Here is a 22,144-nt window from a genome sequence, read left to right as displayed (position 1 = left end):
AGTCTGGGTCGGCTCGGGTTGCGTGGGAAGAGGGGTTTGCGTGTCGGACGCGGAGTTGACTGTCGCGGTGGCCGGTCCGGTGGCGACCGTCGTGATCCACAATCCGGCTCGCCGGAACGCGATGACGGCGGCCATGTGGCGGCAGCTCCCCGAACTGCTCGACCGGCTGGAGCCCGACCCTGAGGTACGGGCCCTGGTGCTCACCGGCGCGGGCGACGCCTTCTGCGCGGGCGCCGACCTGGGTGATCTGGCCGAGCTGCTGGACGCCGGCGACACCAGCATCGCGGTCGCCGCCGAGGAGCGGCTGGCACGCTTCGCCAAGCCGACGATCGCCGCGATCCGGGGCGCCTGCGTCGGGGGCGGCGCGCAGCTCGCGGTCGCCTGTGACCTGCGGATCGCGTCGGACGACGCCCGGTTCGGCGTACCCCCGGCCCGGCTCGGGCTGGTCTACCCGGCGCCGACGACCCGCCGGCTGGCCCGGCTGGTCGGCCCGTCGGCGGCGAAGCACCTGCTGTTCACCGCCGAGCTGATCGACGCCGACCGCGCCCTGCGGATCGGCCTGGTCGACGAGGTGCTGCCGGGCGACCGGCTCGCCGCACGGGTGGACGACCTCACCGCGACGATCGCCCAACGGTCACCGCTGAGCGTCGTCGCCGCCAAGGAGATCGTCGACGATCGCGCCGGGCCGGCCCGGATCGCCTGGTGGCACCGGAAGGTGGTGGACAGCGGCGAGGCCCGCGAGGGCGTGGCCGCCATGGCCGAGCGCCGTACGCCCCGCTTCGCCTGGCGGCCGCCGACCGAAGGCTGAGGCTCGTGGCTTGATCCACTCGGCTTCCCGGAAGGCGGGGTGTCCGGTTCGCTGGGACACGCCGACTTCATGAAACTCGAGTCGATCTAGGCCACCTGCGTCCCGGCTGCCTGCCGCCTCCGAGGTGTCGCGTCGCCTACGCCTCGTCGTCGCCGTCGGTCGGGCGGGGCGGGCGGTTGTGCCGCGCCCACTCGTCCACCTCGTCCGCATCCCAGACGGTCATGCCGATGAGCCGGGCGAGTGGTTCGGGGAAGCCGGGCCGGCGAGTGATCTGCAAGACCCTCTGTCGCGACACGTTGAACAAGGCGGCCAGCTCGCCGGGTCCGTACAGGCGCGGTCGCCTCATGAAACCGAACGTATGCGCGTCGTAGCGTGTGCATTTGTCACTTACAGATTGACAACTAGGTCGAGCTGGGGTGGAGTAGTTGCAGCACTTCACACGGAGTGCCCGCACTCCATCCCCAAGCTCGGAGGTTGATGTGGAACCGGACAGCGAGTTGGAGCGGTTGCGTGAGCGGGTGTGCCGTCTGGAGGGATCGTTGTGGGCCGCCCGGCGCGAACTGTTCGACGCGCGGGTTCGTCTGGCCGCCATCGCACGCATCGCCGGGGACCTGGACCGGGCCCAGCGGGCGCCCGGGGTGATCTTCGGGATGGTCAACTCGGTGATCTACGGTCAGCCGTCCACCCTGCGTCGAGTGAGCCGGCGGTCGCCGGTCCGGCACCGGGGGATACGGCGGTGAGCGGCCAACGGCATGCACCGATCCGGCCGCTGTGGGGATGCGCGGCGTGCGCCCGGACCTGGCCGTGCGAGCAGGCTCGGGCCGAGTTGACCGCCGACTATGCCGACGAGCCGAGACTCCTCACGCTCGACATGGCCTCGTGCCTGTGTGAGGCGAGCGTCGATCTGGCCCTCCTTCTGCCAGCCCCACCCGACCCCGTCGAGCTGTACAGCCGTTTTATGGGCTTCGCTCGCCAATTCGCCCTGAACCCGTCCCGCAATCCGGGTCGCTCCCGCGACGACCAACCCAGACCCCCTGGCTTCGATCGGCGGCCTCCCGCCAAGGGTTAGGGGCGTTTCAGCCAGACCCGTCGATGGGTACCTCGCGGGGGTGTCGGCGACGAGGGGGCCACCGTGGACGAATCGGTGACGCGTTCGAACCGGGCGGGACGGAAGCCGCGCCACCGCATCCGATGGCTTTTGCTGCTGGGAGGCTTGTGCGGGGCGCTGACGGTAGGCGTGGCACTGGGCAGCGAGAACACGGGTGTCTTCGACGGTGACCCGCCATCGTGGGCGACCAACCTCGGTGGATTCCTGTTGCTCGCCGGGCTCGTGATCGAGATCGTCACCATCGTCTGGCTGGTGCGCCGTGGCGGTTCCCGCGCCGACCGTACGTCGACGTTGTGGCGATTGAGTTGGTCCCGACGCTGGACCCTGAGCCGACAGGTGCGACGAGATGATCCGGCGCCGGGTGAGGACGTTGTTCTGCTCGGGGAAACCGCGCGAGCGATGATCGAGCAGCGTCGGTCCTCGATGATCCTGATCGGCGTCATGATCATGAGCGTGGGGCAGGCGTTCCTGACCTTCGCGCCGTTCTTCACCGTGACCTTCGCGCTCCTGGCCCTGCTGGCCATCTGGCTGTACGTATTCGCGATACTCGCTGCGCGTCGGGCCGAGGTGTTCCTGCGAACTCATCCGGACCTGTAGTCGCCACGAGGTTCCACCCATTGCGAAACCTCGATCCCGGGTGGTGCCGAACCTGAGTCGTACGGCAGTCTGTCGGTCGTGCAGCGTGATCAGTTGCTCGCGGGCCGCTACCGGCTCCTGGAGCGTCTCGGCAGCGGTGGCATGTCCGCGGTGTACCGGGCGTACGACGAGGTGCTCGAACGGGACGTGGCGGTGAAGGTGCTCGTCGCCGCGGATCCGAACGCCCGGCAGCGGATCCGGGCCGAGGCCAAGGCTGCGGCCCGGTTGTCGCACCCGCACGTCACAAACGTCTACGACTTCGGCGAGTCGCCTCTCGACGGTGTCCAGGTGCCGTTCGTGGTGCTGGAACTGCTCAACGGCGACACCCTCGAGAGGCGGCTGGCCGTCGGGCCGTTGCCACCGCGCGCCGCGCTACGGGTCTGTGCCGAGGTGGCGTCGGCCATCTCGGCAGCACACGCCCAAGGGCTGGTGCACCGGGACGTGAAGCCGGGCAACGTGATGCTCACCCCCACCGGAGCGAAGGTGCTCGACTTCGGTATCGCGGCGGCCGCCGGTGACTCCGAGATCGATTTCGACGGTCGGCTGCTCGGTACGCCCGCGTACCTCGCCCCGGAGCGACTGGCGGCCGGCGAGGTCCTGCCGGCCTCCGACGTGTACGCACTCGGTCTGCTCCTGCACCGGACGCTCACCGGTCGGCTGCCGTGGGCCGCCGAGACGCAGACCGGGATGCTCCGCGCCCACGTCCACGTCGATCCGGACCCGCTACCCGAGATCGACCGGGTGCCCGCCGAGGTCCACCGGCTCTACCACTGGTGTCTGGCCCGCAACCCCGACGACCGGCCCCCGGCGGCCGAGGTGGCCCGCATCCTGCTCACGGTCGTCTCCGGACTGGCCGGCGAAACCGCCGCTTCCGGGTCGGTCGCCGCAGATGAGGCTGCGGCCCCGGAGCCTGAAGGCCCAGCCGCCCCGGAGCGTGTCGACGCAGCGGGTGCGGACCCGAAGGTGGGTGACGGCGCGTCGGCCCGGGAGACCGACGGCGTGAACCGCGCCAGCTCCGGCGTACCCCGGCGACGGTCCTGGCGTCGGCAACGGGTGGCGCTGGTGGTCGGCGGCGCGGTGATCGCCGCGGTGGCGGTGGCCGGGTCGCTCGGCGACTACGGAACGCGGCGGCACGAGGGAACGACCCCGCGAACCGGGATCGGGACGGGCGGCACCACCACGGTGGGCCTGCCGGAGACCGTCGCGCAGCCCGAACCGTCCACTGTGCGCCCACCCGCCGAACCGTCGGCGGGCGCCACGTCGGCGGCACCCCGCCCTGGTCCCGGGGCGGGCCCGGGTCGCCCGTCGGCCACGGTACAGCCCTCGCCGACGGTCGCGCCGACGGTCGGGCCCACTGGCGCGTCTCCGACTGCCGAATCCCCGGGTGTCCCGGTGCGCGCCCAGGGCGGGACGGTCACCGTCCGCTGTGTCGGAGGTTCGGCCGAACTGCTCACGGTCACCCCCGCGTCGGGTTATGAGGTGACGCCGTACGACGCGGGGCCGGCGAAGCAGGTGACTGTCGAGTTGACCTCACCCGAGCACAGCAGCGAGATCCGGGTGCACTGCGCCGCCGGGCGGCCGAAGCCGAAGGTCACCGAGCGCGACGCCTGACCGGGGCCGACGGGTGCCGCGCCGGGGCGTACCCCGGACGCGGCCCCCCGTTCCCGCCGGCCGGTCGGTCACCGCCCGGCCAGCGCCGACCAGCCCGGGTTGACCGGCTCGCGGCGCAGCGGCATGCCCGCCTCCGCCGGCGTCCGGTCGCCCTTGCGCTGGTTGCAGCCGTAGCAGGCGGCGGTGGTGTTTCGCCACGTGTTCCGGCCACCCCGGGAACGCGGCAGGACGTGGTCGATGGTCGACGCCGGGCCACCGCAGTACGCGCAGCAGCGCTCGTCGCGGCGCAGCACCCCGGCCCGGGACCAGGCCGGCCCGGAGTTGAACCGCCACCGGGTAACCACGAAGCGGACCAGCCGCACCACCCGGGGCAGCGGGAAGACACCGATCACCCGATCGGGCTCGGCCTCGTGGATCTCGGCCACCCGTCGGCAGAGCATCCGGACGGCGTGCTGAACGGTGACCCGGTGCAACGGGCCGAGGTCGGCGTTGACGACGAGGACGGCGTCCACCGGGACTCCTTTCGACAGTGGCGACGGACAGCGAAGAGCCGCCCGGTCCGGCGTTCGGACGGGCGGCTCGGCGCGTACGGGTACGCGTCAGTCGGGCCGGCCCGCCCGGGGGACTTCCGCAGGCCAACCGCGGCCGGCGAGCAGCAGACAACCGCCACCGGACAGCAGAGACGACAGCACGGTGGTGGCGTGCGACATCGTCATGACCTGCTCCCGCGGTGGTGGTTGACCTTGCGTGATCACGGTAGGTCCGCACGGGAGAGGGGGGCAACGTATTTCGATCGGCCGCCCGGCTCCTCGGGGGCGCGCTGACGCCGGGTGCGTGGTGTGCTCCCCGCCGTGCGGCGGGCGTTCGTCAGTGGCCGGTCCAGCCGCAGTGCCATCCGTACGGTGAGTTCGCTGTCCAGCAGCGGCCGGTTGACCTCGCCGGCCACCGCCAACGCCGGTCCCGAGACGGAGCGCCAGATGGCGGCCAGCCCGGCGCCCAGACCGAGGAGGGCCACGGCGGCCCGCGTGGTGGGCGAACCGGCGGCAGCTGCCGCGCTCACGCCGACCAGCGCGAAGAGCACCACCAGCAGGGGCACCAGCACCGGCCAGAAGATGCCCCGGGCGGCCTGGGCCACCAGCCGCCGATCCCTGATGATCAGGTTGCGGGCGACCACCGCGTAGTCCTCCTCGTCGAGCAGGTCCCGCGGGTGCAGGCCGCCGGTGAGGACGCCGCGCCACAGGTCGCCCTGGTTGCGTAGTTCGCGGCTCAACTCGGCGGGCTCCGGTTCGGTCGGGTCACCCCGGCCGACCCCTTCCACGGCCACCGCCCACGCGGCCAGCGAGCGGCGCACCACCGCGGCCGAGTACGGCGGCAGCACGCTGGCCAACTCGTCCAACCACCGGGTGATCTGGATCTGTCGGCCGTCGAAACGGCGCAGGAGTTGGGCGGCGTCTCCGGGCCGGACGGTGTCGGCCAGGGACCGGCCCAGCCGGTAGGCCAGTCCGACCCGGAGGTTGGTGGCCATCGCCCAGCGCAGCACGTCCACGTTGAGGTCGTCGAGGGCGAGCAGCAGCGGTTCGGTGTCGACCGGGTGCGGCTGTTCCAGGTCGGGACGGCGGTCCAGGTCGGGCAGGCGGTCCAGATCGGGGAGCCGATCCAGGTCAGGTAGCCGTGCGCGGGCGGCGGACGTGTCGGGCGGCGACCCGGTGTGTCGGGTGAGCGCCGAGATCTGGGCCAGCGCGACGTCGACGCCGTCGAGGTACATCCGCATCCGGCGGGGAAGTGACATCTCGGTCAGGTTGGAGAGCTTGGCCGGTGGGTGGACCGGCGTGGTCGGCCCCGGCTCGGCGTGCTGCCCGTGGTGGTAGGCGTCCGCCATCCACCAGCCCAGGCGCAGGGCGGTGACGACGCAGGCGCGCTCGTCGCGGATCAACGGGTACGCGTCGTCCCGGGTGGCCTCCTCGGCCGGTCGTACATCCGCTGCCCCGGCGCGGTGCAGTGGTGACATCGCCGCTGCCCTCCCGCCCGGTCGATCGAGGAGATGATCAACCGAGCGTACGGCAGCGTACCGTCGCTTATGTGGCTTTTTGTCGGTTTGAGGCGGATCGCCTGGCCAGCAGGCCCCGCGGGCGGACCGAGCGCACCGGCTCGGTCGCGGCGCCGTGCGCCCGCAGGATGTGGTTCGCCGCGACGATCCCGGTGGCCGCGGAGCGTTCCATCAGGGCGCTCGGGAAGTCCGTCGCGATGCCGTCGCCGGCCAGATAGACACCGGGTGCCTCGGTGCGGACCCCCGGACGCCAGGCGTGGCTGCCCGGCGTGAACGCGGGCGCCTGCGCCTCCACCCGTGCGCGCAGCTCGCGGACCCGCAGTGCCGCGGCCTCCGGCCAGAGCGCCACCAGCTCGCGGCGCATCCGTTCGGCCAACTCCTCGGCGGGCACACCGGGCTCGCAGGCGTACGCGTGCAACTCGATCACCGAACCGCCGGTCCTGCGCGCCCAGCGCCGCGGCTCGTTCTCCAACCGGTGGTACAGCGTCACCGAGTCCAGTGTGGGCTGCCGGGACACCCCGCTGAACACCGCCCGGTCGGCGGCGACGTCGCCGTCGCACCAGTACCGCGCCACCGCGTACGGCGGGCCTGGCCGGCCGAAGCGGGGCATCCGCTCCGCCAGCTCCGGTGCCCGCGCGACCAGGTCGGGGGAGGCCGCCACCAGCGCGGCGAGCGCCGGCGGGTCGACGGCCAGCACCACGTGGGCCGCCCGGTGTTCACCGCCGTCGGTGGTCGTCACCCGCCAATCGTCGCCGTCGCGGTGCACCCCCGTCACGCCGGAGCGGGTCAGCACGCGACCGCCGTGCTTCTCCACGTGCCGGGTCAGCGGCTGCCAGATCGCCGTCGCATAGTCCTCGTCCGGGCAGTCGAAGGCCAGCCCCTCCGGATTGCCGAGCAGGTAGAAGTGGAACTGGGCGACCATCTCGGCCGCCGACATCTCCGCCTCGTGGTTGAAGAACGAGTGGGAGAAGACCTCGAACAGCATCGCCCGCGCCCGGTCCGGCAGCCGCAGCGACGCCAGCAACTCGTCGGCGGTGGTGTCGTCCAGCTCGGCGTAGGTGCGGACCGGATCGTAGGTGAGCAGCGGCAACGCCGCGTCCCGGTCCATCGACCGCAGGTCCGCGAGGCGCAGGCTGGGACTGCGCAGCAGCAGCGCGAGCAGGTTCGCCGGCGGTGCGGGAGGCAGCCTCCCGAACTCCTCGGTCGGCCACTGTGCGCTCAGGATCGGATAGCCCGGGATCGGTTTGAGAAAGCCCAGGCCGGGCTCGACGCGGCGGAGGATGGACCGCCAGTTGTAGTACTGCCGGAAGAACGCGTGGAAGCCGTGCTCGTTCTGCTGCTCCCCGTCCGGCAGAGCCTCCGGCCAGGCGCCCAGCCGTCCACCGATGGTCGGCGCCGCCTCCAGCACGGTCACGTCCACGCCCCGCTCGGCGAGCACCACGGCCGCCGACATGCCGGCGATGCCACCGCCCACCACGACCGCCGCGACCGGTTGCGGCACGCGGGCGGCGCCACCGCCGCCGGGGTCCACCTCATGCTGGCGTACGCCGATGAGCCGACCCACCACACGCGACAGCGCCACGGGGCACCTCCCTCGTCTGCCGCCAGTCTCCTACGGCAGGCAGCGCCGCGCCCGGTCGGACGCGGGCCAGACGTACTCCAGGTCGTCCGGCGTGTCGACGCCGAAGATCGGGCCGTAGTGCGTCGGGTCCTTGCGCAGCAGGGAGGAACGGTGGCTCAGGTGCAGGTCGTCGCGGCCGAGCCAGGGCGGCAGGTCCCCGGCGTGGGCCAGCTCGTCCTGGGTGCGTACGACACCTGCGCCGCAGGCGGCGGCCAGGTCGACGGTGAGCGTGGTGGCGCAGGTGTCCGCCCGGCCCGGCTCGGTCCACACGGCGCACATGTCCAGCCCGTACCGGGTCAGCGCCTCCTCGTACCCGGCCCACATCTTCACGGCCGGGTGGTTGCGCCACCCGTACCCCGGCCAGGTGAGCCCGCGCAGCACCTGGATGGCCTCCACCCGCTGCTTGCCCAGCCGCTTCTGGTCGAGCGCGCGGGCGCTGGCCAGAAAGTCCGGGTACGGGAGGAAGGTCTGCATGGCAGGTGCTCTACCCACGGCCCGGGTCGCCATGCCTGCGGTGGGACGATCCGGGTCGGGTCGCCCAGGGTGATCGTGCTGGTTACGATCCGGGCATGGCGGAGCCGTGGCGGGACCGGGCGCGACGGGCGGTCGAGTGGAACTGGCGGCTCCGCTCCGCCGGCGACCCGCGCCCGCACTACGTGATCTGTGGCCGGGACGCCCTGGCCTACTACGTGGCCCGCGCGCTGCTCGAATCCGACCTTCCCGTCGGCGGCGCACGGGTGACGGTCGTGGTGCCGGAGCGCTACCGCAGCACCGGTCCGGACGTGGCGGGTCTGCGTGGCGTCCGCGTGATCCGCTCGGAACGCCTGGACGTGGCGACCTTCGAGGCCGCCGGGCTGGCCGGGGCGACCGGGCTGGCCCTGCTCCACCAGGACGACGTGGGCAACCTGCACGCCGCGCTCTGCGCGCAGGCCGTCGACCAGCGCGTCCGGCAGGTGCTGCGCATGTTCAACGGCACCCTCGCCGACGGCGTCCGCAAGCTGATCAAGGCGCCCGTCGAGGTGCTCTCCGACGCCGAGATGGCCGCCCCGGCGTTCGTGGCCGCCGCGCTCGGCGAGGTCGACCCCAGCTCGTTCCAACACCGGGACAAGACGTTGCGGGTGGCGCGGCGGGCCGACGTCCGGACGCAGGACGTGGTGTGCGCGCTGGCCCGCCCCGACGGGCGGCAGGGGATGGAGCTGCTCCCGGCCGAGCAGGCCGGCGCTGACCTGGTGCTCGCCGAGGCGACCGGTCAGCCGCCGGGCACCGAGGTCGCCGCGCGGCGGCTGGTCCGGGCCAGACGTCGACGCCGTCCGGTCGCGGTGCTGGTGCGGGCCGTACGGGGCTTCGCCACCAGAAAGATCGGCATCGCGGTGATGCTGGTGCTGGCCGTGATCGCGGTGCTGGGCGCGCTGATCTCGCGCGCCGAGAACGTCTCGCCGTTGGAGGCGCTGTACCTGACGCTGGTCACCACGCTCAGCGGCGCCGATCCGGACACCGGCAAGGCCGCCGACGCCCAGATCATGCAGGTGGTGCTCAACCTGGCCGGGCTCGCGCTGATCCCGTTGATCACCGCCGTCGTGGTGGACGGCATCGTCAACGCCCGCCTCGCCCTGCACACCGGTCTGCTGCAACCGGCCCGCGCCGGGCACGTCGTGGTGATCGGCCTCGGCAACGTCGGTACGCGGGTGATGGCCCAACTGCGCGAGTACGACGTCGAGGTCGTGGCGATCGACAAGGACCCGGCGCCACGTGGCGCGGCCCTGGCCCGCCAGTTGGAGGTGCCGCTGGTCGTCGGCGATGCCGCGCTGCCCGAGACCCTGGCCGCCGCGTCGGTGGCGAACTGTCAGGCGTTGGTGGTGGCGTCCACCGACGACGTCGCCAACCTGGAGGCGGCGTTGGCCGCCCGCGACCTCCGCGACGACCTGCGGGTGGTGCTGCGGCTCTTCGACGGTGACTTCGCCGAGCGGGTCGAGGAGACCTTCGCGCTCGGGGTGTCCCGATCGGTGTCCTACCTGGCTGCGCCGGCCTTCATCGGCGCGCTCACGGAACGCGCGGTCATCACCACCATCCCGGTCGACCGGCACGCGCTGCCGGTCGCCGAGGTGCCGGTCGCCGCCGGCTCCGAGCTGGACGGTCGGCCGCTGGACACCGTCAACCGGGACGGGCAGGTCCGGCTGATCGCCCGGACCCCGGCCGGCGCGGCGAAGACGATCTGGTGGAAGGACCTCGACCCCCGCCAGGTGATCTTCGCGGGCGACCGGCTGACGGTCGTCGCCCGCCGGCGCGGGTTGGACTGGCTGACCCGGCAGGCCGCCCCGCCCGCCGGCTCGCTCCCGATGCCACGGGGCGTCGGCGGCGAGTCGGCTCCGCCGATGGTGACCAGGTCGGTGCCGCGCTCCGGGGACCTCTCAGCGACCCCGCTGCCGCAGGCCGTGCCACCCGGCGCCGGCGGCGAGTACGCCGAGGCCGGCGAGGACACTGCCCAACGGCAGGTTGAGCGCGAGCAGCAGGCAACCGACCAGCCCGAGCCCGGCGAGCACCTGCACCGGTAGCCGTCGAGCCGGGTCCCGGCCCAACGTGAGCGCCGCCGCGTTGGTGATCGCGTAGTAGACCAGCACCGTGCAGCTCGAGAAGCCGATCGCCTGCCGTACGTCGCCGAGCAGCACCACCACGATCACCACGGCGGCGACGGCCAGCTCGGCGCGGTGCGGTACCCGGCGCACCGGGTGGACGGCGGCCAACGCACCGGGCAGGTCGCGTCGGCGGGCCATCGCGAGCGTGGTCCGGCCGACCCCGGCGACCAGGGAGAGCAGCACCCCGACGACGGCGATGGTCGCCCCGGCGCGGACCACCCAGGCGAGGCCGGGCAGCCCGGCGGCGGTCACCACGTCGACCAGGGGCGCTGCCGACCCGGCCAGCCGGTCGGCGCCCAGCACGCCGAGCGTGATCACGGCCAGGGCCAGGTAGATCGCGAGCACCGCCCCGAGCGCCAGCGGTACCGCCCGGGGGATGGTCCGCTCCGGGTCGCGGACCTCCTCGCCGAGCGTGGCGATCCGTGCATATCCGGCGAAGGCGAAGAACAGCAACCCGGCGGCGGTGAGCACACCCCGCGCGGAGCCGCCCGCATCGGTCAGCCGGTCCAGGTGCACCGGCCCGCCCACCAGACCGACGGCCGCGACGAGCACCAGCACGGCGAGCACCAGCGCGACGAGCGCCTTCGTGGCGGTGGCCGTCTTGCCGATGCCGCGCAGGTTCACGGCGGTCACCGCGAGCACTGCGCCGACGGCGACCAGGCGGGTCTGCCCCGGCCACAGGTACGCCCCGATGGTCAGCGCCATCGCCGCGCAGCTCGCCGTCTTGCCGACCACGAACCCCCAGCCCGCCACGAATCCCGCCAGCGGGCCGAGGCGTTCCCGCCCGTAGACGTAGGTGCCGCCGGACTCCGGGTAACGGGCCGCCAGTCGCGCGGAGCTGGTCGCGTTGCAGAAGGCGACGAAGCCCGCGAGCACCAGCGCGGGCAGCAGGCCCGCCCCGCCGGCCGCCGCCGCGGCCGGGGCGAAGACCACGAAGACGCCTGCGCCGAGCATCGAGCCCAACCCGATGACAACCGCATCGCGTACGCCCAACCGCCGCGCCAGTCGATCCATGAACCGAGACCCTAGGGGTACGACGTGAACGGGCGATCCCATTCCCGTAGCCGGCCGGGGAGGGGCAGATCGTCCCAGGGCACCCGGTGCAGCAGCCGGTCCAGGAAGAGGCCGAGCAGCAGGGCCGCGACGCCGTCGGTGAGCCAGTGGAAGTTCAGGTACGTCGTGGTGACCAGCAGGATCGCCGGCGGTGCGAAACGGATCAGGCGGTACACGCTCGGGTGCAGTCGCCCGGCCGTCAGCGCGGTGAGCAGCACGGCGATCACCCCGTACCAGACGATCGCGTTGGCGACGTGCCCCGACGGATAGGAGAGGTCGTACTCGGTGGGCGGCAGGTCGTTGAAGATCCGGACGGACTCGGCCGGCGGCAGGTCCGAGCTGGGCGCTGCCCGATCGGTCACGATCTTGAGCGGGCCGACCGTGAGGTACAGCAGCACGAACGCCGCCGCCAGCAGCAGCAGTGGCCGAACCGTGCGGGAACGCCACGCGACCGCCACCCCGAGCGCCCCGGCGATCGGCATCAGCAGCCAGCCGCCCTGCCCGAGGAAGTTCAACACCCGCGCCGTCCAGTAGATCGGCGCCGGGTGGTGGGCGTAGGCCCACTCCCGGACCGCGAGGTCCAGCCCGAGCAGCGCCCCGTTGGCCAGCGCCAGGGTCACCGCCCCGAAACCGACCAGCAGCAGCGCGTCGAACCACCAGCCGGCCGGGCGGACGGGCCGAAGCCGCAGGTCACGTCGTACACCCGTGGGTTTGAGCACGCGACCACGCTACCGGCCCGGCGCGAGACCGGGAGGTGCGGCGCTGTGGGCCCAGCCACGATGTGCGGCGGAGGCGGGGGGTTACCCGTCATGCTTGTCCCCGTGCGGATCACGTCTGCCCTCGTCGACCCGGCGCTGCTCGACCTGCCCTGGTCGACGCCGCTGGAGGAGTGGCCTGCCCAGCACCTGGTGGCGCTGCCGCAGGGCATCTCACGGCACATCGTCCGGTTCGTCCGGTTGGGCGACTACGTGTACGCCTTCAAGGAGACCCGCGAGCGGATCGCCGAGCGGGAGTACGACCTGCTGCGGGCGTTGGAGCGGATCGACTTCCCCTCGGTCGAGGCGGTGGCGGTCGTCGCCGACCGACAGACCGACGACGGGGAGCCCCTCGAATCGGTGCTGATCACCCGGCACCTCCAGTTCTCGCTGCCCTACCGGGCGCTCTTCTCGCACACCCTGCGGCCGGAGACGATGAGCCGCCTGCTCGACGCGCTCGCCGCGCTGATCGTGCGGATGCACCTGACCGGTTTCTTCTGGGGCGACTGCTCGCTGTCGAACACGCTGTTCCGCCGGGACGCGGGGGCCTTCGCCGCCTACCTGGTCGACGCGGAGACGGGCGCGCTGCACCAGTCGCTCTCCAACGGGCAGCGCGGCGAGGACCTGGAGATCGCCCGGGTGAACATCTTCGGGGAGGCGCTGGACCTGCAGGCCGCCGGCCTGCTGCACGAGTCCATCGACCCGGAGGTGGTCTGCGAGGAGGTCGTGCAGCGCTACGAGCGGCTGTGGCACGAGATCACCTACGAGCAGGCGATCGAGCGGCAGGCGCGGCACGACATCGAGGGCCGGATCCGTCGCCTCAACGACCTGGGGTTCGACGTGGCCGAGGTGGCCATGTCGAGCGCCGCGGACGGGCGTTACCTGGTCCGGCCGAAGGTCGTCGACGCCGGCTACCACACGCGGCGGCTGCTCCGGCTCACCGGCCTGGACGCCGAGGAGAACCAGGCCCGCAAGCTGCTCAACGACCTGGACGCCTACCGCGCGGAGAGCGATCTGACCGACGAGCAGCAGGCGGCGCACCGCTGGCTCACCGAGGTCTTCGAGCCGGTGGTCCGGGCCGTACCCGCCCACCTGCGGCGCAAGCTGGAACCGCAGGAGCTGTTCGCGCAGATCATCGAGCACAAGTGGCTGCTCTCCGAGCGGGCCGGTCGGGACGTGGGGATGCGCCACGCGGTCCAGTCGTACCTGACCGACGTGCTGGTGCACCGCCCCGACGAACAGGCCATCCTCGGCGTCGACGTTCCCGCCCTCGGCTGACGGACCGGCGGATCCCACGGGATGCCCGGACGCGGCGGCCGGTCCGTGCCGCCGTCGCCCGGGCGCGGTACTGGTGCGGTAGCCGCCCGACTGCGGTACTGGTGGCCGCATCCTTTGGAGTTGATGTCGTAAACGAATCGGCTCGTCCGAGCCAACGCTGCTGACTGTGCCGCGTCGAGTCCTCGGCTGGGAGGCCGATGTCGTAAACGATTCAGCTCCAAAGCGTCCGGGTGGCAATAGGCGGGTCGGGGTTGCGCGGGGTGTGTCACTCCACCCAGGAACCGCCGCGCAGCACCCGTACCACGTTGAGGTCGTCGTCGAGCACGACCAGATCGGAGCGCAGGCCCACCTGGAGGGCGCCGACGCGGTCGCCCAGGCCGATCGCGCGGGCCGGGGTGGTCGCCGCCATCCGGGCGGCGTCGGCCATCGGGATTCCGGCGTGCACAGCATGGCGAAGCGCCGCGTCCATGGTCAGCGTGCTGCCGGCGATCGCGCCGTCGCGGGCGAGCCGGGCCACCCCGTCGGTCACCGTGACGTCCTGACCGCCCAGCTCGTATGCGCCGTCGGCCATCCCGGCGGCGGCCATCGCGTCGGTGATCAGCGCGGCCCGGTCGGGCCCGGCGGTCGTGGTGGTGAAGGCCAGCATGCCGTCGTGCAGGTGTACGCCGTCGGCGACCAGTTCGCAGACCACGGTGGACGCGTCGAGCAGGGCCACCACCGGGCCCGGCTCGCGGTGGTGCACCGGGCGCATGCCGTTGAACAGGTGGGTACCCACGCTCGCCCCGGCGGCGATCGCGGCCTGGGTCTGCTCGAAGGTGGCGTCGGTGTGACCCACGGCGGCCACCACGCGCCGCGCGGTGAGCAGCTTGATCGCCTCCAGCGCGCCGTCGCGTTCCGGAGCGAGGGTGACCATGCGGACCGCGCCGCGGCCCAGCTCGATCAGCTCGGCCAGTTCGTCGGTGGAGGGGTCACGCAGGTACTCGGGGTTCTGCGCGCCGCAGCGGGCGGCGGAGAGGTAGGGGCCCTCGAAGTGGACCCCCGCCAGCACACCCTCGTCGACGAGCGGCGCGAACGCCTCGGTGGCCGAGCGCATCACCGCGAAGGGCGCGCTGACCAGGCTGGCCAGCAGCGTGGTGGTGCCGTGTCCCAGGTGGAAGGCGGCCGCCGCGCGGGCCTGGTCGGCGTCACCGGTGGTGAAGGTGTGCCCGCCGCCGCCGTGCGTGTGCATGTCGACGAAGCCCGGCAGGATCCAGTGCCCGTCGCGGACCGACGGATACTCGGCCACCGCGGTGATCCGATCACCGCCCCACTCGACGCAGCCCTGCCGGATGACACCGGTCGGGGTCACCACTCGGCCGTTCACCCGTTCGGTCATCGTTCCTCCTGTTGGTGGTCAAGCACGGTCGGCGGTCAGGGTGTCCAGCGCGAGCAGAGCGGCACCCAGGCAGCCCGCCTCGTCGCCGAGAGCTGCCGCGACGAGCTGCGGCTCACGGTGGAAGGTCATCCGCTCGTGCATCGCCTCCCGCAGGGGGACGAGCAGCAGGTCGCCCGCCTGGGCGAGACCGCCGCCGAGCACGATCGTCGTCACGTCGAACAGCGCCTGCCCGGTGGCCAGGCCGTCGGCGAGCGCCTCGACAGCCGACCGCCACACCTGGGCGGCGAGCGGTTCGCCGGCCGCCGCCCGTTCGGCCACGGCGGCAGCCGTCACGGGAGCGTCGAGCCGGACGTCGGCCAGCTCCGCGTAGCGCCGGCCGATCGCGGACGCCGACGCTATCGCCTCCAGGCAGCCGGGCCGCCCACATCCACAGCGCGGGCCGTCGGGCCGGACCATGATGTGGCCGATCTCGCCGGCCGCGCCGTGCGCGCCGACGGCGGCCCCGCCGTCGACGACGTGTGCGGCGGCGATGCCGGTGCCGATCGCCACGAAGAGCACGTGGTCGGCGCCGCGCCCGGCCCCGAGCCGGGCCTCGGCGAGACCACCGACGCGCACGTCGTGACCGAGCGCGGTGGGCAGTCCGAGCCGTCGCACCGCCAGGTCCCGCAGCGGTACGTCCCGGAAGCCCACGTTCGCCGACCACACCGCCACCCCGCGCGCCTCGTCCACCACCCCGGGGACCGCGATGCCGGTGGCGACCGGGGTGAGGCCGTCGGCGCGGGCCTTGGCGGCCAGCCCTTCGGCGATGCCGAGGATGGTGTCGACCACGGCGGCCGGCCCGCGCGCGGCGTCGGTGGGGTGTCGTTCGGTGCGTACGGCGACGCCGTCCGGCCGGACCAGGGCGCACTTCATGCCGGTGCCGCCGACGTCCAGCGCCACGACCACCTGGTCGTCGTGCACGGCACCGCTCACGCCAGTACCACTGACCGGGACAGGTGCCGGGGTGCGTCCGGGTCGAGGCCACGGCTGGTCGCCAGGGCGACCGCGAACCGCTGGGCCAGGATCAGGTCGGCCATCGGGTCGACCGGGGTACGACCGGCCGACCAGCTTCCGAGCACCGTGCGCCAACCGTGCGTGCGACTGTGCACGAAGGCGGCCCCGGTAGCGGCCACGTCCTCGGGCAGCCCGTCGGGCAGTTCGCCGAACGCCCAGACCAGCCGGCCCGGCGCGGCGACCGAGATCGGACCGTGTCGGTAGTCCATCGCCGGGTACGCCTCGGCCCAGAAGGTGGCCGCCTCCCGGCACTTGAGCGCGGCCTCCTGAGCGAGGCCGATCGTCCACCCGCGACCGAGGAAGGTGGCCTGCTCGATGGTGGCCGGGTCGATCGGCAGCGGGGAGCGCACCGCCACCTCGGCGTCGGCGGCGAGCGCGGTCACCGGGTCGCCGAGGTGCGCCCGGAGCAGGGCCAGCGCCGTCGTCGCGAAACGGGTCTGCACCACCGACCGCTCGTCGGCGAAGGCCAGGGTCACCGCGGCGGCGGCCAGGTCGACGGCGGGCGCCGCCGGGTCACCGACGATGACGGTGGTGGGCGTACGCCCGCGCAGCGCGGCGAGCAGTTCCAGCACCTCGGTCGTCGTGCCGGAGCGGGTGATGGCGATGAGCCGGTCGTAGTGGCGGCCGGTGGGGAACTCGGACGCCTGGAACGCGTCGGTCTCGCCCTGGCCGGCCTGCTCACGGCGGGCCGCGTACGCCATGGCCATGAACCACGACGTGCCGCAACCGACGACGGCGACCCGCTCGCCGGGGCGCGGAAGGTGGTCGCGTACGGCGGTGGACAGCGATGCGGCCTCCCGCCAACAGTCGGGTTGGCTCGCGATCTCCGCGTCCACGTACGCCATGGGCAACTCCTCGCAGGGCCGACCTGTCTGCGCAATACGGCTCGTAAGGGCCGTATTTCGCGCGTTATTCTGCGCGAACCGGGGTGGTCGTGGCAACCGGCCGGCCGATCGCGCAGGCCAGCCTTTTGCGCGAGCCTAGTTTCGCGCACTAGTGTGCACGCAATCAATCACCGAACGTGCAGTTACTGGGAGGGCCCCCGCGGTGGACCGGTACGCCAGATGGAACGCCCTGCTGGAGATGCTGACCGACAACGGTCGGGTCAGCGTCGAGGCGGCCGCCGAGCGGCTGGACGTCTCCCAGGCGACCATCCGGCGTGACTTCGACCAGCTCGCCCAGCAGCAGATGATCACCAGGACCCGGGGTGGCGCGGTCGCCAACGGTGTCTCGTACGACCTGCCGCTGCGCTACAAGACGGCCAAGCACTCGGCGGAGAAGCAGCGGATCGGCGCCGCCGCCGCCGCGCTCGTCACGCCCGGGACCGTGGTCGGCCTGAACGGCGGCACCACCAGCACGGAGGTTGCCCGGGCGCTGGCCGTCCGGCCGGACCTCAACACCAATGCCGAGGGTGCCCAGCTCACCGTGGTGACCAACGCGCTGAACATCGCCAACGAGCTTCTCGTGCGGTCCCGGATGAAGGTGGTGGTGGCCGGCGGGGTGGTGCGTCCGAAGTCGTTCGAGCTGGTCGGCCCGCTGGGCGGCGCGTTGCTGCGGGAGGTCACCCTGGACGTCGCCCTGCTCGGCGTGGACGCGATCGACCCGCAGCTCGGGGCCGCCGCCCACCACGAGGGGGAGGCGGCCATGAACAACCTCATGGTCGCCCGCGCCAAGCGGGTCGTGATCATCGCGGACTCGTCCAAGCTGGGCGGTCACGCCTTCGCCCGGATCTGCCCGGTCGAGCGGGTCGAGACGCTGGTGACCGACTCCGGGGCCGCTCCCGAGGTGGTGGAGGCCTTCCGGGCGGCCGGCGTGCAGGTCGTCTGCGCCTGAGCCGTCACGCTCTGTCGATGAAATGCATCGACCGGCGTGTCACTGCATACCGGGTATTGCGCACTGCTGCATACCGCGTATGGTGTCGGCTGTCACGCCCACCATCGGGGGAGGTGCAGCTTGCCAGCTGTCCTGGAGATCGAAGGTCTACGTAAGACGTACAAGAGTCGTCGACGCGGCACTCGCAACGCGCTCGACGGCTTCGACATGCGGGTCGACGCGGGGCAGGTGCACGGCTTCCTGGGCCCCAACGGGTCCGGCAAGACCACCACGCTGCGTACGCTTCTCGGTCTGATCCGGCCCGACGGCGGACGGATGACGCTGCTGGGGCACGAGGTTCCCGCGGCGCTGCCCAGCGTCGCCGGCCTGGTCGGCGCGATCGTCGAGAGCCCGCAGTTCTTTCCGCACTTCACCGCACGGGACACGCTGTCCCTGCTGGCCGGGGCGGGCGAGGTGCCCGCCACCCGGGTCGACGAGGTCCTGGAGCTCGTCGGGTTGCGCGACCGGGCCGGCGAGCGGGTCAAGACGTACTCGCTGGGCATGAAGCAGCGGCTCGCCGTCGCGTCCGCCCTGCTGAAGAACCCGACGCTGCTCATCCTCGACGAGCCGGCCAACGGCCTGGACCCGGGCGGCATCCGGGAGATGCGCACGCTGATGCGCACTCTCGCCGAGTCCGGGATGACCGTGGTGCTGTCCAGCCACATCCTCGGCGAGATCCAGCTCATCTGCGACTCCGTCACCATCATCTCGCTCGGCCGACGGGTCGCGTTCGGCCCGGTCGACGAGGTGCTCGCCCAGCACTCGTCCGGTGCGGTCCGCGTACGCCTGGAGGCCGTCAGCGACCTGCCGACCGCCACCGAGGCTCTCACCCGGGCCGGCATCCGCGTCACCGGGCACCCGGACCACCTGATGCTGACCGGAGTCGACAAGCCGGCTTCGGTGACCCGGCTGCTCGCCGAACAGAACCTGTACGTCAGCGAACTGGCTCCGATCGCGGTCGACCTGGAGAGTGTCTTCCTCGAACTGACCGCCACCGCGCCGGTCCCCGGCCAGCACCGGCAGGTCGACGAGTCCACGAAGGTCGGTGGGACGGGTCAGCCCGGCGCCACCGGAGGAGGGTGGGGCGCGTGAGCCTCTATCGGACGGAGCTGCGCCGGCTGACCAAGCGGCGCTTCACCCGCTACATGACGCTGCTCGGCCTGCTGGTGCTGGCCGCCGTCGTGGTCGGCGTCTTCTTCACCAACCAGAAGATCGACGCCGGTCAGCTCGCCAAGGCCGAGCGGCAGGCCGACCAGCAGTACCAGGAGCAGGTCCGCTGGAGCGAGCAGGAGCGGATCAACTGCCAGGAGGCCAAGAAGGCCGGCACCTCGAACGACGGCCGCTACCCCGACGACTGTTCGGTGATCACGCCGCCGCCGCGCGAGCAGATCGAGGCGGAGTGGTTCCTTCCGTCGACGTTCAACTTCCGTAAGACGTTCGACGAGACACTGGTCCCGTTCGCCGCGATCCTCGCCCTGGTCGGGTTCGTGATCGGCGCGTCCTTCGTCGGGGCCGAGTGGAGCACCGGCGGCATGATGAACCTGCTGCTCTGGCGGCCGAAGCGACTCACCGTACTGCTCACCAAGCTGGCCGCGCTGCTCACCGGCATCCTGGCGGTGACGCTGCCCGCCGCGGTGCTGTGGTTCGCCGGCTTCTGGGCGGTCGCCAGCTTCCGGGGCAGCACCGAGAAGATGACCTCGGGGGCCTGGCAGTCGTTCGTCCTGACCGGGATACGCGGCGTGGCGCTGGTGCTGGTCATCACCACGATCGGCTTCGCGCTGGCCTCGCTGGGCCGGCACACCGCGATGGCCCTCGGCGGCGTCGTGGCGCTGATGGTGGTCGGCCAGTTCGGCCTCGGCATCCTGCTGGCGATGGCGAACGTCAAGTTCGCCGAGGCGTGGCTGCTGCCCACGTACGCGCTGGCCTGGATGACGAAGACGGTCAAGTTGGAGAACTGGCAGTCCTGCGAGGCGACCTACTTCGGCGAGTGCAAGCCGGAGACGATGGACATCACCTGGCAGCAGTCCTCCGTGCTGTTCTCGGTCGGGCTCGTCGTGATCCTCGGCGCGGCGATCTGGGCGATGCGCCGCCGCGACATCTCCTGACCGACACCTCAGCGGCCCGGTGCGGCCGGCTTCGACCGTCGGAACTTTGACGGGCGGGGCCGGCCGCGCCGGCTGCTGCGACCATGGCCCGCCCTGACTAGGCTGAACGTCATGCCCGCCGACGCCACCCCGGCCGCCCCCGAGCCGTCCACCGACGCTCGTCGCGGCGAGGCGGCCGGCGGTGTCGCGCCGAGCGTGCCGACCCCGCGAGCGGCGCCCCTCGTCGAGAACACCGACGACGGCGAGCCGGACGACATCTCGGCGTCGCGCGACGCCACGGCCACCGCGTCGCCCCCGCCGGAGGCGGGCCTGACCGAACGCGAACGGGCGATCCTCGCCTTCGAGCAGCAGTGGTGGCGGCATGCCGGCGCCAAGGAGCAGGCCGTGCGGGACACCTTCGGCGTCTCCTCGACCCGGTACTACCAACTGCTCAACGGCCTGCTCGACAATCCGGCGGCGCTCGCCGCCGATCCGGTGCTGATCGGCCGGCTCCGCCGGCTGCGCTCGTCGCGGGCCCGCAACCGCCGCCGCTGACGGTGTCGCTGGCACCTTCGAGCCGACGGTCGCCGACGGGCGACTGGGCCGCCGCGACGCCCGGCAGCGCAGGAATGGAGCCCGGGCGCGCGGGTACGCGACGTCGGTCTCGCCACCGTGGCGCGGGTCGACGGAGGGAGCGGGCAATGAGGGGTACGACCGCGGCAGGACCCTGCTGATGATGCGGGTGTGTTCCGCGTCCACGCCGGCCCCCGGTCGGCCGGTCAACGAGGACCTGGTCTTCCAGTTCGGTCCGCTGGTCGGTGTCCTGGACGGCGCCACCGTGCCGGACGGGTTCGACACGGGCTGTGTCCACGGCCCGGAGTGGTACGTCCGACACCTGGCAGCCCGGCTCGCGGTGGCGGAGGCGGCCCGACCGGCGGCCCGCCTGACGAGCAACCTGGCCGCAGCCATCCTCGCCGTCCGCGCCGACCACGGCGGGCAGTGCGACCTCGACCACCCCGGCACCCCGTCGAGCACCGTCTGCCTGCTGCGCGACTGCGGCGATCAGGTCGACTACCTGGTGCTCTGCGACAGTCCCCTGGTGCTGGACGTGGACGGTCACATCAGTGTGGTGACCGACGACCGGCTGGACACGGCGATGGCCGAGCTGCGGCAGACCCTCGCCACCGTGCCGGCGGGCTCGTCGGACCCGGTCGCGCGCTTCCGGCACGCGGTGGGCGTCCAGCGGGAGCGGATGAACCGTACGCACGGCTACTGGGTCGCGGCTGCCGCCCCGGACGCGGCCTTCCACGCGGTGACCGGGACGGCGCCCCGGCGCGGTTCGGCGGCCCTGCGCCGTGCGGCGCTGCTCAGTGACGGCGCGTCCAGCGCGGTGGAGCAGTTCGGGCTGACCGACTGGGTGGGACTGCTCGACCTGTTGAGCGCCGAGGGGCCGACCGCACTGCTCGGCCGGGTGCGCGACGCCGAGCGCGATCATCCTGACCGGCTCCGCCGGCACAAGTCGACGGACGACGCCTCGGTGGTGTTCTGCGAGTTCGGACCATAGGCCAAATGACGACGGAGCGTGAGGAGAAACACGCGAACCGCCCGACCGGCCGGTACCCGTGGCCGGACCGCCATCCGCTGCCCAATGGGGTGGACTTCGGCCGATGAGGCCGGCAGACTGCGGCACGTGGCGAGTGCGGTCCGGCTGGAGCCGGTGGACGAGCGGAACCTGGAGCCGTTGCTCTCCGTAGCGGCTGCCGAGGCCGAGCCGGGTGAGGTGATGCCTCCGGTGGAGGCGCCCGCCGGCTGGTCGCTCGCCCGCCGGGAGGCCTTCCGCGAGTTCCACCGGGCGAGCTTCGCCGGCCTGGACGGCCCGACCGGCTCCCAGATGTACGCGATCCTCGTCGGCGGCGAGGTGGTCGGCATGATCCGGATGACCCGCTGTGACGAGCCGGGCACGGTGGAGACCGGCATGTGGCTCGGCCTCTCGGCGCGGGGCCAGGGCGTCGGCGCGGCCGCCCTGCGCGAGTTGCTCAACGTCGCCGCTCGCGCCGGAATGCGGGCCGTCGTCGCGGAGACGACGCCGGACAATGTCGGCGCGCTGGCCATCCTCGAGAAATGCGGTGCGAAACTGCGTGAGGATGGCGGAAAGGTGCACGCCGAAATCTGCTTGGATTCGACACCCCCGGCTCTCTGAGCCGCGATTC

The 22,144-nt window shown here is 72.6% G+C and carries 21 protein-coding genes and 1 pseudogene; 12 read left to right on the top strand and 10 right to left on the bottom strand.

Annotated features, from left to right (window positions below; all coding sequences use genetic code 11):
• Nucleotides 1-40 precede the first annotated feature (40 nt).
• Nucleotides 41-808, top strand: a complete 768-nt coding sequence (locus ACQPZK_RS29395; protein WP_433535993.1) for an enoyl-CoA hydratase/isomerase family protein — start codon at nucleotides 41-43, stop codon at nucleotides 806-808.
• A gap of 136 nt (nucleotides 809-944) precedes the next feature.
• Here the strand turns inward: ACQPZK_RS29395 and ACQPZK_RS29390 are convergent, their stop codons facing one another.
• Nucleotides 945-1,154 (bottom strand): helix-turn-helix transcriptional regulator, encoded by a 210-nt coding sequence (locus ACQPZK_RS29390; RefSeq protein WP_433535992.1) that lies wholly within the window; start codon nucleotides 1,152-1,154, stop codon nucleotides 945-947.
• 133 nt (nucleotides 1,155-1,287) lie between these two features.
• On the opposite strand from ACQPZK_RS29390, the gene ACQPZK_RS29385 reads away from it, so the two are divergent.
• From ACQPZK_RS29385 to ACQPZK_RS29375, 3 genes are all read left to right on the top strand, one after another.
• Complete coding sequence (locus tag ACQPZK_RS29385; RefSeq protein ID WP_433535991.1) at nucleotides 1,288-1,548, top strand: hypothetical protein; 261 nt, start codon at nucleotides 1,288-1,290, stop codon at nucleotides 1,546-1,548.
• Between the two features lie 392 nt (nucleotides 1,549-1,940).
• Nucleotides 1,941-2,513 carry a hypothetical protein gene (locus tag ACQPZK_RS29380; RefSeq protein ID WP_433535990.1) on the top strand — a complete coding sequence of 191 codons (573 nt, stop codon included), beginning with the start codon at nucleotides 1,941-1,943 and terminating at the stop codon, nucleotides 2,511-2,513.
• Nucleotides 2,514-2,591: 78 nt separating this feature from the next.
• On the top strand, nucleotides 2,592-4,163 hold the full coding sequence (locus ACQPZK_RS29375) for a serine/threonine-protein kinase (protein WP_433535989.1): 1,572 nt from the start codon (nucleotides 2,592-2,594) through the stop codon (nucleotides 4,161-4,163).
• A gap of 68 nt (nucleotides 4,164-4,231) precedes the next feature.
• Here ACQPZK_RS29375 and ACQPZK_RS29370 read toward each other — a convergent pair whose 3' ends face one another.
• The 4 genes from ACQPZK_RS29370 to ACQPZK_RS29355 all read right to left on the bottom strand — a co-directional run bounded on the left by ACQPZK_RS29370 (nucleotide 4,232) and on the right by ACQPZK_RS29355 (nucleotide 8,305).
• On the bottom strand, nucleotides 4,232-4,675 hold the full coding sequence (locus ACQPZK_RS29370) for an HNH endonuclease (protein WP_433535988.1): 444 nt from the start codon (nucleotides 4,673-4,675) through the stop codon (nucleotides 4,232-4,234).
• Between the two features lie 239 nt (nucleotides 4,676-4,914).
• Nucleotides 4,915-6,171 carry a hypothetical protein gene (locus ACQPZK_RS29365; RefSeq protein WP_433535987.1) on the bottom strand — a complete coding sequence of 419 codons (1,257 nt, stop codon included), beginning with the start codon at nucleotides 6,169-6,171 and terminating at the stop codon, nucleotides 4,915-4,917.
• A gap of 67 nt (nucleotides 6,172-6,238) precedes the next feature.
• On the bottom strand, nucleotides 6,239-7,792 hold the full coding sequence (locus ACQPZK_RS29360; protein ID WP_433535986.1) for an FAD-dependent oxidoreductase: 1,554 nt from the start codon (nucleotides 7,790-7,792) through the stop codon (nucleotides 6,239-6,241).
• A 30-nt stretch (nucleotides 7,793-7,822) separates the two neighbouring features.
• A complete protein-coding gene (locus tag ACQPZK_RS29355) occupies nucleotides 7,823-8,305 on the bottom strand; it encodes an MSMEG_6728 family protein (RefSeq protein ID WP_433535985.1) in 483 nt (160 codons plus the stop codon).
• A 95-nt stretch (nucleotides 8,306-8,400) separates the two neighbouring features.
• On the opposite strand from ACQPZK_RS29355, the pseudogene ACQPZK_RS29350 reads away from it, so the two are divergent.
• Nucleotides 8,401-10,275: pseudogene (locus ACQPZK_RS29350) on the top strand (potassium channel family protein); the annotation flags it as partial.
• Here ACQPZK_RS29350 and ACQPZK_RS29345 read toward each other — a convergent pair.
• Nucleotides 10,240-11,478, bottom strand: coding sequence for an APC family permease (locus tag ACQPZK_RS29345; RefSeq protein WP_433535984.1), 1,239 nt, complete (start codon nucleotides 11,476-11,478; stop codon nucleotides 10,240-10,242). The pseudogene ACQPZK_RS29350 and the gene ACQPZK_RS29345 overlap by 36 nt on opposite strands.
• 11 nt (nucleotides 11,479-11,489) lie before the next feature.
• Nucleotides 11,490-12,206: a phosphatase PAP2 family protein gene (locus ACQPZK_RS29340; protein ID WP_433539352.1), complete on the bottom strand. Its 717-nt coding sequence runs from the start codon at nucleotides 12,204-12,206 to the stop codon at nucleotides 11,490-11,492.
• A 120-nt stretch (nucleotides 12,207-12,326) separates the two neighbouring features.
• Here ACQPZK_RS29340 and ACQPZK_RS29335 point away from each other — a divergent pair, with 120 nt between their 5' ends.
• Nucleotides 12,327-13,550: a DUF4032 domain-containing protein gene (locus tag ACQPZK_RS29335; RefSeq protein ID WP_433535983.1), complete on the top strand. Its 1,224-nt coding sequence runs from the start codon at nucleotides 12,327-12,329 to the stop codon at nucleotides 13,548-13,550.
• Between the two features lie 265 nt (nucleotides 13,551-13,815).
• Here the strand turns inward: ACQPZK_RS29335 and nagA are convergent, their stop codons facing one another.
• The 3 genes from nagA to ACQPZK_RS29320 are packed head-to-tail and all read right to left on the bottom strand — an operon-like array spanning nucleotide 13,816 to nucleotide 16,823.
• A complete protein-coding gene (nagA, locus tag ACQPZK_RS29330) occupies nucleotides 13,816-14,925 on the bottom strand; it encodes an N-acetylglucosamine-6-phosphate deacetylase (protein ID WP_433535982.1) in 1,110 nt (369 codons plus the stop codon).
• 18 nt (nucleotides 14,926-14,943) lie between these two features.
• Nucleotides 14,944-15,837 carry an ROK family protein gene (locus tag ACQPZK_RS29325; RefSeq protein WP_433539351.1) on the bottom strand — a complete coding sequence of 298 codons (894 nt, stop codon included), beginning with the start codon at nucleotides 15,835-15,837 and terminating at the stop codon, nucleotides 14,944-14,946.
• 56 nt (nucleotides 15,838-15,893) lie between these two features.
• A complete protein-coding gene (locus ACQPZK_RS29320) occupies nucleotides 15,894-16,823 on the bottom strand; it encodes an SIS domain-containing protein (protein WP_433535981.1) in 930 nt (309 codons plus the stop codon).
• Nucleotides 16,824-17,025: 202 nt separating this feature from the next.
• Here ACQPZK_RS29320 and ACQPZK_RS29315 point away from each other — a divergent pair, with 202 nt between their 5' ends.
• The 6 genes from ACQPZK_RS29315 to ACQPZK_RS29290 all read left to right on the top strand — a co-directional run bounded on the left by ACQPZK_RS29315 (nucleotide 17,026) and on the right by ACQPZK_RS29290 (nucleotide 22,134).
• A complete protein-coding gene (locus ACQPZK_RS29315) occupies nucleotides 17,026-17,811 on the top strand; it encodes a DeoR/GlpR family DNA-binding transcription regulator (protein ID WP_433535980.1) in 786 nt (261 codons plus the stop codon).
• Nucleotides 17,812-18,018: 207 nt separating this feature from the next.
• Nucleotides 18,019-18,942, top strand: a complete 924-nt coding sequence (locus tag ACQPZK_RS29310) for an ATP-binding cassette domain-containing protein (RefSeq protein ID WP_433539350.1) — start codon at nucleotides 18,019-18,021, stop codon at nucleotides 18,940-18,942.
• Nucleotides 18,939-19,955, top strand: coding sequence for an ABC transporter permease subunit (locus ACQPZK_RS29305; protein ID WP_433535979.1), 1,017 nt, complete (start codon nucleotides 18,939-18,941; stop codon nucleotides 19,953-19,955). Before ACQPZK_RS29310 ends, ACQPZK_RS29305 begins: the two co-directional genes overlap by 4 nt.
• A gap of 111 nt (nucleotides 19,956-20,066) precedes the next feature.
• Nucleotides 20,067-20,489 carry a DUF3263 domain-containing protein gene (locus tag ACQPZK_RS29300; RefSeq protein ID WP_433535978.1) on the top strand — a complete coding sequence of 141 codons (423 nt, stop codon included), beginning with the start codon at nucleotides 20,067-20,069 and terminating at the stop codon, nucleotides 20,487-20,489.
• Nucleotides 20,490-20,667: 178 nt separating this feature from the next.
• A complete protein-coding gene (locus ACQPZK_RS29295; protein WP_433535977.1) occupies nucleotides 20,668-21,498 on the top strand; it encodes a hypothetical protein in 831 nt (276 codons plus the stop codon).
• A 126-nt stretch (nucleotides 21,499-21,624) separates the two neighbouring features.
• A complete protein-coding gene (locus tag ACQPZK_RS29290; RefSeq protein ID WP_433535976.1) occupies nucleotides 21,625-22,134 on the top strand; it encodes a GNAT family N-acetyltransferase in 510 nt (169 codons plus the stop codon).
• The last annotated feature ends 10 nt before the right edge of the window (nucleotides 22,135-22,144 follow it).

It is taken from the genome of Micromonospora sp. CA-249363, from assembly GCF_050950185.1.
Classification (GTDB): Bacteria; Actinomycetota; Actinomycetes; order Mycobacteriales; family Micromonosporaceae; genus Micromonospora.
The sequence above is the reverse complement of the archived record's forward strand: the minus strand, read 5'-3'. Positions and strand labels throughout refer to the sequence as shown.

Bases quoted from the DNA above. Each gene is read 5' to 3' on its own strand.
- ACQPZK_RS29355 (WP_433535985.1), bottom strand. From the start codon at position 8,305: ATGCAGACCTTCCTCCCGTACCCGGACTTTCTGGCCAGCGCCCGCGCG.
- ACQPZK_RS29325 (WP_433539351.1), bottom strand. From the start codon at position 15,837: ATGAAGTGCGCCCTGGTCCGGCCGGACGGCGTCGCCGTACGCACCGAA.
- ACQPZK_RS29310 (WP_433539350.1), top strand. From the start codon at position 18,019: ATGCGGGTCGACGCGGGGCAGGTGCACGGCTTCCTGGGCCCCAACGGG.
- nagA (WP_433535982.1), bottom strand. From the start codon at position 14,925: ATGACCGAACGGGTGAACGGCCGAGTGGTGACCCCGACCGGTGTCATC.
- ACQPZK_RS29390 (WP_433535992.1), bottom strand. From the start codon at position 1,154: ATGAGGCGACCGCGCCTGTACGGACCCGGCGAGCTGGCCGCCTTGTTC.
- ACQPZK_RS29295 (WP_433535977.1), top strand. From the start codon at position 20,668: ATGATGCGGGTGTGTTCCGCGTCCACGCCGGCCCCCGGTCGGCCGGTC.
- ACQPZK_RS29335 (WP_433535983.1), top strand. From the start codon at position 12,327: ATGCTTGTCCCCGTGCGGATCACGTCTGCCCTCGTCGACCCGGCGCTG.
- ACQPZK_RS29300 (WP_433535978.1), top strand. From the start codon at position 20,067: ATGCCCGCCGACGCCACCCCGGCCGCCCCCGAGCCGTCCACCGACGCT.
- ACQPZK_RS29365 (WP_433535987.1), bottom strand. From the start codon at position 6,171: ATGTCACCACTGCACCGCGCCGGGGCAGCGGATGTACGACCGGCCGAG.
- ACQPZK_RS29320 (WP_433535981.1), bottom strand. From the start codon at position 16,823: ATGGCGTACGTGGACGCGGAGATCGCGAGCCAACCCGACTGTTGGCGG.
- ACQPZK_RS29345 (WP_433535984.1), bottom strand. From the start codon at position 11,478: ATGGATCGACTGGCGCGGCGGTTGGGCGTACGCGATGCGGTTGTCATC.